The sequence below is a fragment of the Dermabacter sp. HFH0086 genome (assembly GCF_000413375.1).
In the GTDB taxonomy this organism is placed as follows: Bacteria; Actinomycetota; Actinomycetes; order Actinomycetales; family Dermabacteraceae; genus Dermabacter; species Dermabacter hominis.
The window spans coordinates 1,648,358-1,662,235 of record NZ_KE340308.1; the positions used below are offsets into that span (position 1 = coordinate 1,648,358).

The 13,878-nt window shown below is 62.4% G+C and carries 9 protein-coding genes, 1 rRNA gene and 3 other annotated features; all 10 genes read left to right on the forward strand.

The genetic code is table 11. The features are described 5' to 3' along the window. Positions 1-4 precede the first annotated feature (4 nt). Positions 5-602 (forward strand) — a sequence feature (23S ribosomal RNA rRNA prediction is too short). A gap of 4 nt (positions 603-606) precedes the next feature. After that, positions 607-1,449 (forward strand) — a sequence feature (23S ribosomal RNA rRNA prediction is too short). Positions 1,450-1,451: 2 nt separating this feature from the next. Continuing rightward, positions 1,452-2,319: a sequence feature (23S ribosomal RNA rRNA prediction is too short), on the forward strand. Positions 2,320-2,420: 101 nt separating this feature from the next. Continuing rightward, positions 2,421-2,537: ribosomal RNA gene (gene rrf, locus HMPREF1484_RS07225) — 5S ribosomal RNA — on the forward strand. A gap of 367 nt (positions 2,538-2,904) precedes the next feature. Beyond that, the gene (locus tag HMPREF1484_RS11815; RefSeq protein WP_051120644.1) at positions 2,905-4,464 is read left to right on the forward strand and encodes a hypothetical protein; all 1,560 of its coding nucleotides are present in this window, start codon (positions 2,905-2,907) and stop codon (positions 4,462-4,464) included. 1 nt (position 4,465) lies between these two features. Beyond that, the gene (locus HMPREF1484_RS07235; RefSeq protein ID WP_016664383.1) at positions 4,466-5,479 is read left to right on the forward strand and encodes an HAD-IIA family hydrolase; all 1,014 of its coding nucleotides are present in this window, start codon (positions 4,466-4,468) and stop codon (positions 5,477-5,479) included. Between the two features lie 11 nt (positions 5,480-5,490). Next, positions 5,491-6,351: a TlyA family RNA methyltransferase gene (locus HMPREF1484_RS07240; RefSeq protein ID WP_016664384.1), complete on the forward strand. Its 861-nt coding sequence runs from the start codon at positions 5,491-5,493 to the stop codon at positions 6,349-6,351. Positions 6,352-6,388: 37 nt separating this feature from the next. Beyond that, positions 6,389-7,357: an NAD kinase gene (locus HMPREF1484_RS07245; protein WP_040386523.1), complete on the forward strand. Its 969-nt coding sequence runs from the start codon at positions 6,389-6,391 to the stop codon at positions 7,355-7,357. Further along, positions 7,358-9,070 carry a DNA repair protein RecN gene (recN, locus tag HMPREF1484_RS07250; protein ID WP_016664386.1) on the forward strand — a complete coding sequence of 571 codons (1,713 nt, stop codon included), beginning with the start codon at positions 7,358-7,360 and terminating at the stop codon, positions 9,068-9,070. Next, positions 9,067-10,248 (forward strand): putative cytokinetic ring protein SteA, encoded by a 1,182-nt coding sequence (gene steA, locus HMPREF1484_RS07255; protein ID WP_016664387.1) that lies wholly within the window; start codon positions 9,067-9,069, stop codon positions 10,246-10,248. Before recN ends, steA begins: the two co-directional genes overlap by 4 nt. After that, positions 10,245-11,324, forward strand: coding sequence for a copper transporter (locus HMPREF1484_RS07260; protein WP_016664388.1), 1,080 nt, complete (start codon positions 10,245-10,247; stop codon positions 11,322-11,324). Before steA ends, HMPREF1484_RS07260 begins: the two co-directional genes overlap by 4 nt. A 17-nt stretch (positions 11,325-11,341) precedes the next feature. After that, complete coding sequence (locus HMPREF1484_RS07265) at positions 11,342-12,211, forward strand: hypothetical protein (RefSeq protein WP_040386931.1); 870 nt, start codon at positions 11,342-11,344, stop codon at positions 12,209-12,211. Then, positions 12,208-13,878 (forward strand): murein biosynthesis integral membrane protein MurJ, encoded by a 1,671-nt coding sequence (gene murJ / locus HMPREF1484_RS07270; RefSeq protein ID WP_016664390.1) that lies wholly within the window; start codon positions 12,208-12,210, stop codon positions 13,876-13,878. Before HMPREF1484_RS07265 ends, murJ begins: the two co-directional genes overlap by 4 nt.

Sequence of the window (13,878 nt, forward strand, 5' to 3'; positions counted from 1 at the left end):
AGTCGCCGGCTCTAGACCCGAAGCGAAGTGATCTATCCATGGGCAGTGTGAAGCGCGGGTAAGACCGTGTGGAGGCGCGAACCCACTTCAGTTGAAAATGGAGGGGATGACCTGTGGATAGGGGTGAAAGGCCAATCAAACTTCGTGATAGCTGGTTCTCCCCGAAATGCATTTAGGTGCAGCGTTGCGTGTTTCGTGCTGGAGGTAGAGCACTGGATAGGCGATGGGCCCCACCGGGTTACTGACCTTAGCCAAACTCCGAATGCCGGTACGTGAGAGCGTAGCAGTGAGACTGTGGGGGATAAGCTTCATGGTCGAGAGGGAAACAGCCCAGAACATCAGCTAAGGCCCCTAAGCGTGTGCTAAGTGGGAAAGGATGTGGAGTTGCTGAGACAACCAGGAGGTTGGCTTAGAAGCAGCCACCCTTGAAAGAGTGCGTAATAGCTCACTGGTCAAGTGATTCTGCGCCGATAATGTAGCGGGGCTCAAGTACACCGCCGAAGCTGTGTCACTCCATTTTGTGTGGGGTGGGTAGGGGAGCGTCGTGTGGCCGGTGAAGCTGCGGGGGAACCCAGTGGTGGAGGCTATGCGAGTGAGAATGCAGGCATGAGTAGCGAAAGACGGGTGAGAAACCCGTCCTCCGAATGATCAAGGGTTCCGGGGCTAGGTTAATCCGCCCCGGGTTAGTCGGGACCTAAGGCGAGGCCGACAGGCGTAGTCGATGGATAACGGGTTGATATTCCCGTACCGATAGTGTGAGGACCCATACCGAGGCGTGTGATGCTAACCACCCGAGCTGCTGCTTCCTTCCCTTTGGGTTGGTTGTTGGTGGTGAGGCTGGGAACCAAGTGCGTAGTAGGTCAGCGTGTGGGATGACGCAGTGAGGTAGCTTCCGCGGGGTAATGGTTGTCCCCGTTCAAGCGAGCAGCCCGAGTGCGAGTAATGTTGTGCTCTTGTGGGTGAGTCGTGATGAGGACCCTTTATTGGGGTAGGTGGGTGATCCTGGACTGCCGAGAAAAGTTCCGGCGTGACGAGCACTATTGCCCGTACCCTAAACCGACTCAGGTGATCAGGTAGAGAATACTAAGGAGTTCGAGAGAATCGTGGTTAAGGAACTCGGCAAAATGCCCCCGTAACTTCGGGAGAAGGGGGGCCTGAGGTGTGAGAGCACTGATGGCCGCAGAGACCAGGGAGAAGCGACTGTTTACTAAAAACACAGGTCCGTGCGAAGACGTAAGTCGCTGTATACGGACTGACGCCTGCCCGGTGCTGGAAGGTTAAGAGGACTGGTTAGCCCCTTGTGGGCGAAGCTGAGAATTTAAGCCCCAGTAAACGGCGGTGGTAACTATAACCATCCTAAGGTAGCGAAATTCCTTGTCGGGTAAGTTCCGACCTGCACGAATGGCGTAACGACTTCTCCACTGTCTCAACCGCGAACTCGGCGAAATTGCATTACGAGTAAAGATGCTCGTTACGCGCAGCAGGACGGAAAGACCCCGGGACCTTTACTATAGTTTGGTATTGGTGTTCGGAACGGCTTGTGTAGGATAGGTGGGAGACTGAGAAGCTGGCACGCTAGTGTTGGTGGAGTCGTTGGTGAAATACCACTCTGGTCGTTTTGGATTCCTCACTTCGAACCATGATCTGGTTCAGGGACAGTGCCTGATGGGTAGTTTAACTGGGGCGGTTGCCTCCTAAAGAGTAACGGAGGCGCTCAAAGGTTCCCTCAGCCTGGTTGGCAATCAGGTGTTGAGTGTAAGTGCACAAGGGAGCTTGACTGCGAGACAGACATGTCGGGCAGGAGCGAAAGCTGGAACTAGTGACCCGGCACCTCATTGTGGAATGGGTGTCGCTCAACGGATAAAAGGTACCCCGGGGATAACAGGCTGATCTTGCCCAAGAGCTCATATCGACGGCATGGTTTGGCACCTCGATGTCGGCTCGTCGCATCCTGGGGCTGGAGTTGGTCCCAAGGGTTAGGCTGTTCGCCTATTAAAGCGGTACGCGAGCTGGGTTTAGAACGTCGTGAGACAGTTCGGTCCCTATCCGCTGCGCGCGTTGGATATTTGAGAAGGCCTGTCCCTAGTACGAGAGGACCGGGATGGACTAACCTCTGGTGTGCCAGTTGTTCTGCCAAGGGCATGGCTGGTTGGCTACGTTGGGAAGGGATAACCGCTGAAAGCATCTAAGCGGGAAGCCTGCTTCGAGATGAGATATCCGTACATTTTTTGTGTGGGAGGTCCCCTGTAGATGACGGGGTTGATAGGCCAGATGTGGAAGCGCGGTAACGTGTGGAGCTGACTGGTACTAATTGGCCGATGACTTACTTGCACTCTTGTTTGCTTTGTTTGTGTGTTCGCGTTCACTGTGTGGTTGACATTCCACACCCCCTGCTTGTTTGTGGGGAGGGTTTTGGTTGTTTCGGTGGTCATAGCGTTGGGGAAACGCCCGGTTCCATTCCGAACCCGGTAGCTAAGCCTAACTGCGCCGATGGTACTGCACTCGGGAGGGTGTGGGAGAGTAGGACGCCGCCGAACTATTCTTTTGTTGGTGTGAGCCCCGGCCTGGTGGTCGGGGCTCACACGTATTTAACGCGGGTGTCTCCCGCATCCACAGCCCGAAATGGGACGGGGACCGGGGCTGCGCGGGTCACCGCGGTCAACAGCGCGCCAGGGCGCGTGAGAAGGGGGCCGGGTGGTCAATGGTTATCACGAAAGCATCTTTTCTTATCGACGCGCGATGTGAACTTGGCCCGAAAACCATTCCATAGTCGAGGCTACGGGGAAGTAGTCCACTAGCGTAGAGCTACGTTGTGTACCGCGATTTGTCGCGGGACCGCCAACGGAGCCTTATTCCTGCGGCCACGTTTACCTTCGTGGCTCGCCCCCTTGGAGGAGTTGCGGATTGTCCGACAACGAGAACTTTGCACCTGACTCGCGTTCCGCGAGCGAAAGCCGCCCCCGTACTCGAGGCGAGTATGGATCGCGAAAGCCGCGCACCGATGCTCGTCGCGGGGAGCGCCGTGCGAGCAAGCGTGGTGATCGTGATTCTTGGGGAGAGCGCGGTCGTGACGGCAAGCGACGCTCATACGGTTCGGATCGACGTTCTCGTGACTCCCGTTCGGGACGCGACGGAGCTTGGAAGAACAACCGGAATGGGCGCGATGGCGGCGACGGCAACTGGCGCGATCGTCGCGAGGGGGATAAGCCGCGCCGCGATGGTGAGCGTCGTTGGTCTAGGGACGATAAGCCGCGCCGCGACGGGGATCGTCGCTGGAATAAGAGTGATAGCAAAAACCGCGATGGTGATCGTCGCCGTGGTGACGCCCAGGGCCGCGGGCAACGCTTCGGCAAAGGGGAGCGCGGCTATCGTGACCAGCGCGATAAGCGGCGTTTCGAGCAGCGTGAGCGGATGTCAAGCGCGGAAGGGTTTGAGGCAGATCGCCAAGAACGCCTTCGCGAAGGGCGCGAACCATTCGTCCCGGCAGACATCACCGGAAACGAGCTTGCTCCCGAACTCCGCGCCACCCTCAAGGCTCTTACGAAGGAACAGATGGAGCGTGTGTCGCGCCACCTCGTTGCGTGCGCGATGCTGACCGAGAATGAACCGGAGCGGGCCCTCGAGCATGCGAAGTGGGCTGCTCGTTTCGGCGCGCGAGTCGCATCCGTTCGCGAGCTCTACGGCGCCCTGCTGTACGAGGCAGGCGATTACCGCGGCGCCATTCGGGAAATGCGCGCCGCCATGCGCATGAGCGGAAAAGTCGATCTCCTCCCGATCGTCGCCGACTGTGAGAGGGGCCTGGGGCGCCCTGAAAAAGCGTTCGATATCGCGCAGTCCGACGAGGCAGCGAAGCTCACGAATGCGGAAACGATCGAGCTCATGATGGTCGTTGCCGGTGCGTACGCCGATCTTGGAGATCTTGATACGGCCATCGCGACGCTCGAGATTCCGGCACTGCGCTCGAAGGTCGACGGCAAGTGGCAGTTCAGGCTGTGGCTGGCTTACGCCGATCTTCTCGAAGCCGCAGGGCGTGCCGATGAGGCGAAGAAGTGGGTTACGCTCGCTGCCGACGCAGACGTTAACGAGGAGACCGATGCCTACGCGCGCCTTGGCCGTGCGCCCCGTCCGAGGGAGGCGGCCGTGGAACGGACGGAGGAAGAGATCGGCGTGTTCGACGTCGAGGCTGACTTTGAGCGGGCAGAGCGCGAAGCAGCTGAACGAGAAGCGGCGAAAGCCGAGCAAGCGTCGGATCACCACGATGCGGACGACGATCCAGATACGAGCGAGGACAGCGGTCCCTCCGAGCAGTCGCATGGCGATGTTGACGCCTCGAATACGACGAGTGAGGCCAACGCTGGCCTTGAGGCCGCGGACGAGTCCAGGGATAACCCGGATCAATCGGCTGAACCCCCGCTGCTCCCTCACGAGCCCACCGAAGAAGACCTACGATCCGACAAGGAGTGACGTGAAGCGCCCCGACCCAACGTTCCTCGACCTTTTCGATGCACTCCTGTTCGATATGGATGGGACGCTGATGAACGGTTCCACAGTGATCGAGCACGGGGTCGATGCTCTGGCAGCGGCTCGTGCGAGAGGACTCGCGATTGCCTTCGCGACGAATAACGCCTCGCGCACCCCGGACATGGTTGTCGAGCACCTTGCGTCGCTCGGCTACGAAGCCCACGCGAACGAGGTCGTGAACTCGCCGATGGTTGCGATGAGCCTCGTGAGGGCGCACGTTGAACCCGGCAGCACAATACTCGTCGTGGGCGGCCGAGGGCTCGTGGAGGAAGTCGAACGAAACGGTTACACCGTGACGCGCGAAGACCGCGATGACGTCAAGGCCGTGATTCAAGGCTTCGCGCCTACCGTTGGGTGGGCGGATCTGGCGGAGGCGGCGTACGCGATTCGGCGCGGCGCATTTTTCGTCGCGACGAATATTGATTCGACCCTTCCCACCGAGAAGGGCTTCGCGCCGGGCAACGGGTCGCTCGTGCACGCGCTCGAGTTTTCGACGGGTGTCAAGGCTGTAGCTGCGGGCAAGCCCGAGCCTGCGATGTTCAAGGTCGCGGCAGAAATCTCCAGCTCGAGCCGCCCCTTGGCAATCGGGGATCGCCTCGATACGGACCTCGAGGGCGGCAACCGCGCGAACGTTCCAACCTTCCACACGCTCACGGGGGTGTCGAGTTGGATCGATGCGGCGCATGCGCCGGCTATTCAACGTCCCGTGTTTGTGCGGCCCAACCTCTCGTTCTTGGCGAAGAGCGCCGCGCACCCTGTCATTGACGCGGAGCGAGCGCATCTCGGCTCTACCGCGGCGCACCTCGAGGGCGGTGACATCGTCGTCACAGGCGATGCGTCGAGCTGGCGCGCGGCACAGGTCGTCCTGTCGCTCGTGAACGCGCGATTCCCCGAAAGCACGTTTGAGGGTGTGATTCGCGCCGCCTCGGGTGAGCTCTTTGGGCCATTTGGCGAATAAGGGTTCACGCTGTGCCACGCCTCGATGCCGCACTCTTTGCGCGCAATCTCGCGTCCTCACGTACGCATGCGCGTCGCATCGTTGAGGAAGGACGCGCACACGTCAACGGTAGCGTCGCCCGCAAACCCTCAATGACCGTGGCGGAGGGTGATGTTCTCGAGGTGCTCGGGGTTCCCGAAGGCGGCGAGTTCGCCTCGCGTGCGGCCTTGAAGCTCGAGGGTACGCTTGAGCGCCTCGGTGCCCGAGCGCCTCAACTCGCGGGAGCTCGAGTTCTCGATTTGGGGGCTTCGACCGGCGGGTTTTCCGACGTTTGCCTGCGCCGGGGCGCTTCCCACGTGTGGGCTGTGGACGTCGGCCATGGGCAGCTCATTGCTCGTCTTGCAGGGCATTCGCGGCTGGCCAATCTCGAGGGGACCGACGCGCGCTGCGTGACCCGGACCATGCTCGCGGCGCATGAACCCAGCGGAGTAGGCATTCCCGATGTCGTGGTCACCGACGTCTCCTTTATTTCTCTCACGCACATCCTTGGCGGCGCATCGCGCCTTGTCGAGCCGAATGCGAGCTTGCTCTTCATGCTAAAGCCACAGTTCGAGGTGGGAAGAGCGCGCTTGCCAAAATCGGGTGTCGTGACTGACCTGCAGGCGTGGCGCGATGCCCTTGTGAGCGTCACCGAGTGCGCGGCAAGCGTCGGCCTTGCTCTCCAGGCTCTGCACCCGAGCCCGCTTCCCGGGCAAGACGGGAATGTCGAGTTTTTTCTTCTGTGCGAAAAATTGCCCGCCGGGGTACGGGATCCAGAAGGTGAATGTGGAATGATCGAGGAGGCCCTTGCCGAAGCCGAGGGTCTTCGTCGTGAGGCACCCGCCGGCTCATGAGTGCCGCGAGTGCTGACCGTAAGGGAGGAGGAGAGCCCTGAGGCGCTTTTTGCTGTACGTTCACTCGGGTCGAGGAGTGGCTCTCAAGGCAGCGCGTCAGGTCGCTGAGGACCTGCACGCCGCGGGCGTGAGGCCAATCGTGACCTCCGCGCAAGTGGAAGAAATCTCCTCTCGGCCGGAAGATCCGGCTGCTCTCGCGCTCCTTGACACGATCCGTGCGGGTCGACTCGAGGTTCTTGACCACGAGCAATTGCCGGCGGAAACGGAACTGTGCATTGTTCTTGGAGGCGATGGCACGATCTTGCGGGCCCTCGAGTTGATCCGCCCCCTTAACATTCCCGTGCACGGTGTCAACCTTGGGCACGTGGGATTCCTGGCGGAGAGCGAGGTAGCGGAACTCGGGACAACGGTGCGCAGGCTTCTATCGCGCGATTACATTCTTGAGGCCAGAAGCGTCATCCGCACGAAAGCCTATGCTGCCGATGGTTCGCTCTTGCATTCGGATTGGGCCCTCAACGAAGCGAGCCTCGAAAAGGGCGAACGCGAGCGCATGATTTACGTCGTCGTCGGCATCGACGGGCGTCCGGTTTCCGAATTCGGCTGCGATGGGGTGCTCCTGTCGAGCCCTACGGGGTCGACCGCGTACGCGTTTTCAGCGGGCGGGCCCGTCATGTGGCCCGAGGTGGACGCGATGCTGCTCATTCCGCTCGCGGCGCATGCCCTTTTCGCACGGCCCCTCGTGATGGGGCGCTCGTCGGTTGTGGAGATCGAGGTGTCGCCTGAGTCGCCGTCGGCCGCAGTGTTGACGCTCGATGGACGGCGACAGGTTGAGCTTCCGCCCGGATCTAGGCTCGAGACGCACCTGTCGAAGAGTAGCGTTCATTTCGCTCGTTTCGCGGAGACCCCATTTGCCGATCGACTCGTCGAGAAGTTCAAGCTTCCCGTTGAGGGGTGGCGCGGCGGTAATCCCGATACGCGCTACGACTCGAACGCGGGGGAGAGCTGAATGCTGCGTTCCCTGTCGATTCGCCAGATCGGAGTTATTGACGACGCGTCGATCGAATTTGGGCCGGGTTTTACCGCGCTCACGGGCGAGACCGGCGCTGGTAAGACGATGGTCATCACGGGCCTCGGCCTCCTCATGGGGCGTCGCCTCGATTCCCGCCGCGCCGGTGTGTCAAGCACGGTGTCGGGCCGCGTAGGCCTCGCCCTGGGAACGCCCGTGCACGAACGCCTCGATGAGCTTGGTGCCGAGGTTGAGGACGACGAAATTCTTGTCGTGCGCAGAGTGACGAAGGACGGGCGCTCGCGTGCCCACATTGGTGGCGTTCCGGTTCCCGTGGGCACGCTTGGCGAGATCGTTGGCGGGGAGATTACGATTCACGGCCAAAGCGATCAGCTTCGCTTGCGCGAGCCGGCGGCGCAGCTTGGAGCGCTCGATTCGGTGTTGGGGGCGGAGGGCCGACGGTTGCTCGCCGAGCACCGCTTACTCTTTCGGGAGTTCGCTTCGCTCGAACGCGAGCTGAAGGAGCTGTCATCGTCTCTGCGCGATCGCGAGCAGCGCGAGGCGGAGCTCACCGAAATCCTCCAGGAGATAGAGCGGGCGGGCACGTTTGAGGGCGAAGATGACGCGCTGCGCGCGGAAATCGAACGCTTGGATGATACTGCTCAGTCGCTCACTGCCCTCGAAGGTGCGCTCATGCACCTTGCGGGCGACGAAGCCTCGAGCGTCCTGACCCATGCCGATGCCGCCGCGGCATCGCTGACTCAGGCGTCCGGTGCGTCGCAGGTTCTGGACCGCATTATCGCCTTGCGAGACGAGTCGAGCGATATTGCGCGTGAGATCTCGCTTCTGCGAGACGGGTGGGAGGCGTCGCCGGGCCGTCTCGAGGAAGCGCAAGAGCGCCTGCACGAGCTCACAGTGCTCGTGCGTGAGTACGGTCCTCGCCTCGGCGGGGCGGAGAACGTGAGTGAGCTTCTGCTCCACTCGCGTGAGGCCCTCGAGGCGCTGCGTGCGCTCGAGAACGGCGCGGCGCGGCTTGGCGAGCTCGACAAGCGTCGCGTAGAACTTGACGCCGAACTCGCACGAATCGCCGATGCCCTGAGCGGAGAACGCCACGAGGCCGCGGCGAAGCTTGCAGCCGAAATCGAGAACGAACTTGCCGGGCTCGAGATGCCCGGGGCATCTCTTCGTATTGACGTGACGCCGGCACCTCGAAGTGCGAGCGGCACCGACGGTGTGTCGTTCACGATGCAGCCGCACCCCGGTGCCGAATACATGCCCGTCGCGACGGGCGCATCAGGCGGCGAACTTTCTCGTGTGATGCTCGCGCTCGAGGTGGCAATCGCCTCTCTTACGGACGTTTCAGAAGGCGGCACGCCCCCGGTATTCGTTTTTGACGAAATCGATGCGGGTATTGGCGGCCGCGCGGCGCGTGCGGTAGGAGAACGGCTTTCGAGGCTCGCCGAAAATGCCCAGGTCATTGTCGTGACCCACCTCCCGCAGGTGGCTTCGTGGGCGAGTTGCCACGTCAGGATCGTGAAAGAAACGCACAGCGATGGCGGCGAGGACCGCACGGTTTCGAGGATTGAACCGCTCGAGGGAGAAGCGCGCGTTCGCGAACTGGCGCGCATGCTCGCGGGAGATGCAGAAAGTGACGCTGCGCTTGAGCATGCCGCTGAGCTTCTCGCAACGTCAACGGAGGCTCGCGGCGCGTGAAACCTGGATTTACGTTCCCTATTGCCGGTCGAGCAAAGGTGGGCAAACGGACGAAAGACCTGACCAAGCGCGTCGAGGCTGGAGACATCGTGGTGATCGACCACGAGGATCTCGACCGCGTTGCGGCCGAGGCACTCGTCGATCGCGCGCCTGCTGCAGTCCTCAATGCGTCACCGTCGATCTCGGGGCGCTACCCGAACGCGGGCCCCCAGATCCTTGTCGAGGCGGGAATCCCGGTGCTCGATGTCCTGGACCAGGATCTGTTCGCGACGGTTCGCGAGGGGCGCTTCGTGGAGATCGACGAGAGCGGTGTATCTCTCAGTACGGGGGAGCGGCTCGAAGCAGAGCTTTACACGCCTGCGGTTCTCAACGACAAGCTCGACAAGGCGCGTGAGGGGCTCAGCGAGCAGCTTGAGGCGTTTGCCTCCAACACGATGGAATACATGCTTCGTGAGCGTGAGCTTCTCATCAACGGCGTTGGCACGCCGGAGGTCCGTACGCGATTCCAAGGCCGGCCCGTCCTTATTGTCGTGCGCGGCTACCACTACCGCGAGGACCTCGTGGCCCTCATGCCATTCATTCGTGAAAACCGGCCTATCATCATCGGGGTCGATGGGGGAGCAGATGCCGTGCTCGATGCCGGCTACGGGCTCGACATGATTATTGGCGACATGGACTCGGTGTCCGATCGGGCGCTTGCGAGCGGCGCTGAGATTGTCGTGCACGCCTACCGCGATGGCCGCGCTCCGGGTATGGAGCGCGTCCGTGCGCTTGGACTCGCCGACGATGCCGTGACGTTCGCGGCTTCGGGAACGAGCGAAGATATTGCGATGCTTCTTGCTGACGATCGCGGCGCCGACGTAATCGTCGCCGTCGGCACTCACGGAACGCTCGAGGAGTTCCTCGACAAGGGGCGCGCGGGTATGAGTTCGACGTTCCTCACGCGGCTCCGGGTGGGTTCGAAGCTCGTGGACGCGAAGGGCGTCTCTCGCCTCTACCGGCAACGCATCTCGACTTTCCAGCTCGTTCTCCTCGTCGTTGCGGGGCTCCTGGCGCTCGCCGTCGCCATGGCGGTTACCGACGGTGGCCAGACGCTTATTCAGATTCTCGGTGCAAGGCTCGATGACACCTTGCGCTTTTTCACTGCTCTGTTTGTCCAGGGAGGACCGATCCCATGATCGACTTTCGCTATCACCTCGTTTCGCTCGTGGCGGTGTTCCTCGCGCTCGCGATCGGCATCGTGCTCGGTGCGGGCCCTCTTCGAGACGGCGTCGGGCATACCCTGACCGCGCAGGTCGAGCAGTTGAGGGTTGAGCGAGACGAAATGCGAGCCTCGAACGATGCTTTGAACGCTGAGAACTCTGACCTCGAAGGGTTCGTCAAAGCCGCGGGTGCGGGCCTGGTGACGGGCACCATGCACGGTGAGAAGGTCGCGACGATTGCCGATCATTCCTCGATGCATGCCGAAGTCGAGGCGACGCGCACGCTTATTGAGGCTGCCGGGGGACAAACCGGACCCCAGATCGAGCTCGGTCAGTCGCTGTGGGATCCCGCGGCGGAAGGCGAGCGGCGTTCGGCCCTGACGACAATCACCCAGACGTGGCCAGGCGTGAAGCCGAGTGGAACGTCGACCTCAGAACAGCTTGCGTCCGTCATCGCGACGATTCTTGCCCCAAGCGAGGATCTTGACGATGCAGCGCGGCTCGAGATCGCAAAGGCTCTGAGCGCAAGCGGCGTCCTCACGCTCAAAGGTGATATTGAAGCGGTGGACTCCGTTTTGGTGCTTTCGGGCGAAGAGTCGCTCTTTTCGGTCACGAGTGACTCGCCGGAGGCTGCTGCGACCCGCTCGGACAACCTTGATAAGTCGCGCCGCGCGCTCGTGACGGCATTCGACGGCGAAGGCGTCACGGTAGCGGTTGGAGGTTCCTCATCCGTGCGGGGAGGCTCGGAGGGTCTTGTTTCGGCTGTGCGCACGAGTGATCTTCGTGAGCGAGTCTCGAGCATCGACATGCTGACGTATGCGTCGGGTCCGGCGACGCTTACGCTCGCGCTTGCCGGTGCCCAGGTCGAGATGCCGGGAGCATACGGATCAGCGACCGATGCCGAGGCGCTCGTGCCCGATGCGTCCGCAATCCGCGAGAAGGTCGAAGAGCTCAATGGTGATCGAAGCGAAAAGAAGCGCTCGGATGACACGGATGCGGGAGGGCAGACGAACGATGAAGAGGCCTCCTCGAGCGACGGCGGTGGACAGTGACGAGTATCCTCCGGACGGTGGGTTTCAGCGCCGCAGCGGCGGCGCTTGCCTCGCGTACATGCGCTCGTGCCCTCGCCAAGTGTCCTAAGTCGCTTCGTGCACACCTTGACCGCACCAACTTTCGCGGTGAGCCCGTCACTCTCGCCGAGGGGGTTGAGGTGGCCGGCGCACTCTCGGCAGGTGCACTCGTGGGGCTCGGCGTGCCGTCGAGTGGTGCCGCTGCGCTCGTCGGTGCGGTGGGGCTCGCTGATGACATCGTCGAACCGATGCTCATGCGCAATGCTGAGACCGCACCCCCGAAGGGGCTCAAGGGGCATCTCGGGGCGCTTGCGCACGGACAGCTCACCACGGGAAACATCAAGATTCTCGGGATCGCGGTGGCGGCGAACGTGCTCGCGCGCGAGTGTGAACGTGTCCGGGGCAGGGGCGAGTCCGACGCCGGCTTCGGCGGCAGTGCTCTTGCCGTCGTCGATCGTGGCCTTGACACCGTGTTGATCGCGGCCTGCGCGAACCTCGCCAACCTTTTTGATGTGCGACCTTCGAGGGCGCTGAAGGCCACGAGCATTGGCGTCCTGATAGCCCTGTGTGGGCCGTCGTGCGAGGAAGCCTCGCGCTCTCGCAAGGCCCTCGCCGCCGCGCATGCGGCTGCGACACTCCTTGCCGCTCCGCGCGACTTCGGTGCTCGGGGGATGCTCGGGGATGCGGGAGCAAACGTCCTCGGGGCGAATGCGGGCACCCTCGCCGCGCTGTCATCCTCGCGTGCCTTCCGCACTGCGGCAGCGTCTGTGGCCGTGGGGCTCACGCTCGTGAGTGAACGGGTGAGCTTCACACGCATCATTTCCTCCTCGGAATTTCTGAGCGCGATTGACGAATGGGGGCGGTCATGAGCGCTTCGTCGCGGACTCCGTCGCTCGTTCGAGCGACGGGTCTCATCGCTGTCATCACGGTTCTCGCGCGGCTCGCAGGGTTCGCGCGATACCTCGTTTTCGGCGCGAGCGTGGGAGCGGGTGAGATTGGAACCGCCTATGCGAGTGCCAATCTTGTGCCGAGTGTCGTCTTCGAGGTTGCCGCTGGAGGGGCGCTCGCGAGCATGGTCATCCCGCTTATCGCGGGTCTTCTTGACGAGCCTTCCCGCCCGCGTGAAGGAGGCAGCCGCGTTGCCCCGCGCGGAAACGCTTCGAGCATTGTCTCAGCGCTGCTCACGTGGAGCGTTCTGCTCACGCTCATCCTCGCACTCGTGCTGTGGGCGCTTGCCCCCACACTCGCTCGAGCCATTCTTGGAACCGGTGCGCAAGCCGCCGATGCCGCAGCGATCGATCTTGGCGCTCGCCTCATGCGGGTTTTCGCCCTTCAGCTGCCGTTCTATGCGATCACGATCGTCCTTGGCGCCTACCTGCAGGCGCGACGCAAGTTTCTCTGGCCCGCGCTCGCACCGCTCATCTCGAGTCTCGTCGTCATGGCAACGTACGGCCTCTATGCCCTCACCGTCCCCGTGGGCGTGTCTGCGGGAACGCTCTCGAATCTCTCTGAAGCTGCCCTCGGGTGGGGGACAACTCTCGGGGTTGTCGCGATGGCGGTATGCGTAGTGTTTCCCGCGTTGCGATCGGGGTTTGTGTATACGCCCCAACTCGCCCTCACCAGAGGCGTGCGTGCGCGTGCCTTGGGACTTGCCGGCTCGGGTGTGGCAACCGTCGGCGCCCAGCAACTGACGACCGCCCTGATTCTTGCCCTCTCCGTTCGCGCGGGTGGAACGGGCACCCTTCCGCTGTTCCAGTACGGTCAGGCCGTGTACCTCCTGCCCTACGCGGTTCTCCTCGTCCCCGTTATGACGAGCGTGTTTCCCGAGCTTTCCGAGCTGCGGGCACTCGGTGATAGGGCAAAGTTTTCGGCGCTGACGCTTCGATCCGTCCAGGCGGTCGTGGCATTCGCAGCCGTGGGTGGGGCTGCGCTTTGGGGTGCGGGACTCCCCATCGATAAGTTTTTTGTGGCGATCGATCGCGCGGGGATCCGCGGCGTTGGCGCGGTCACGGCGGCGCTCGCCACAGGGCTGATCGCGTACGGCATCGTGATGCTGACCGCGAGGGTTCTCAATGCGGCGCTGAGGCCCGGGGAGTCTCTCGCGATCGGTGCGACCGGGTGGGGAATCGCGGGCGTGCTTATTCTCGTGACGGTCGTGACGTCCCCACCGCGATCGACGGCCACTGCCGGAGTCCTTTTTGGTCTGTGTATATCTATCGGCATGTGGATCGCGGCGATTGGCGGGCTCAACATCCTTCGCGAGCGGATCATGGTTCGCGAACACGTGCGTCCCCTTTTCACGACGGTCCTCGCCTCGGTTGTGGCGTCGGTCCTCGGCTCAATTGCGGGGCTCGCTCTCGCACAGCTCGCGAGTGACGCTTTTCGTGGCGCGTGGGGCTCGCTCGTGCTTGGCCTCGGGACGGGTACGGCTGGTGCAGCGGTGTGTCTGGGCGTGCTGATGATCGCCGATCGCTCTCTTGCGGCGCCAATCGTGGAGCTCGGCGCGCGAATCGTCAAGGCGACGAAGAAGGGGTAG

Excerpts from the sequence above, each read along its gene's own strand:
- recN (WP_016664386.1), top strand. The coding sequence starts at position 7,358 with ATGCTGCGTTCCCTGTCGATTCGCCAGATCGGAGTTATTGACGACGCG.
- HMPREF1484_RS07260 (WP_016664388.1), top strand. The coding sequence starts at position 10,245 with ATGATCGACTTTCGCTATCACCTCGTTTCGCTCGTGGCGGTGTTCCTC.
- murJ (WP_016664390.1), top strand. The coding sequence starts at position 12,208 with ATGAGCGCTTCGTCGCGGACTCCGTCGCTCGTTCGAGCGACGGGTCTC.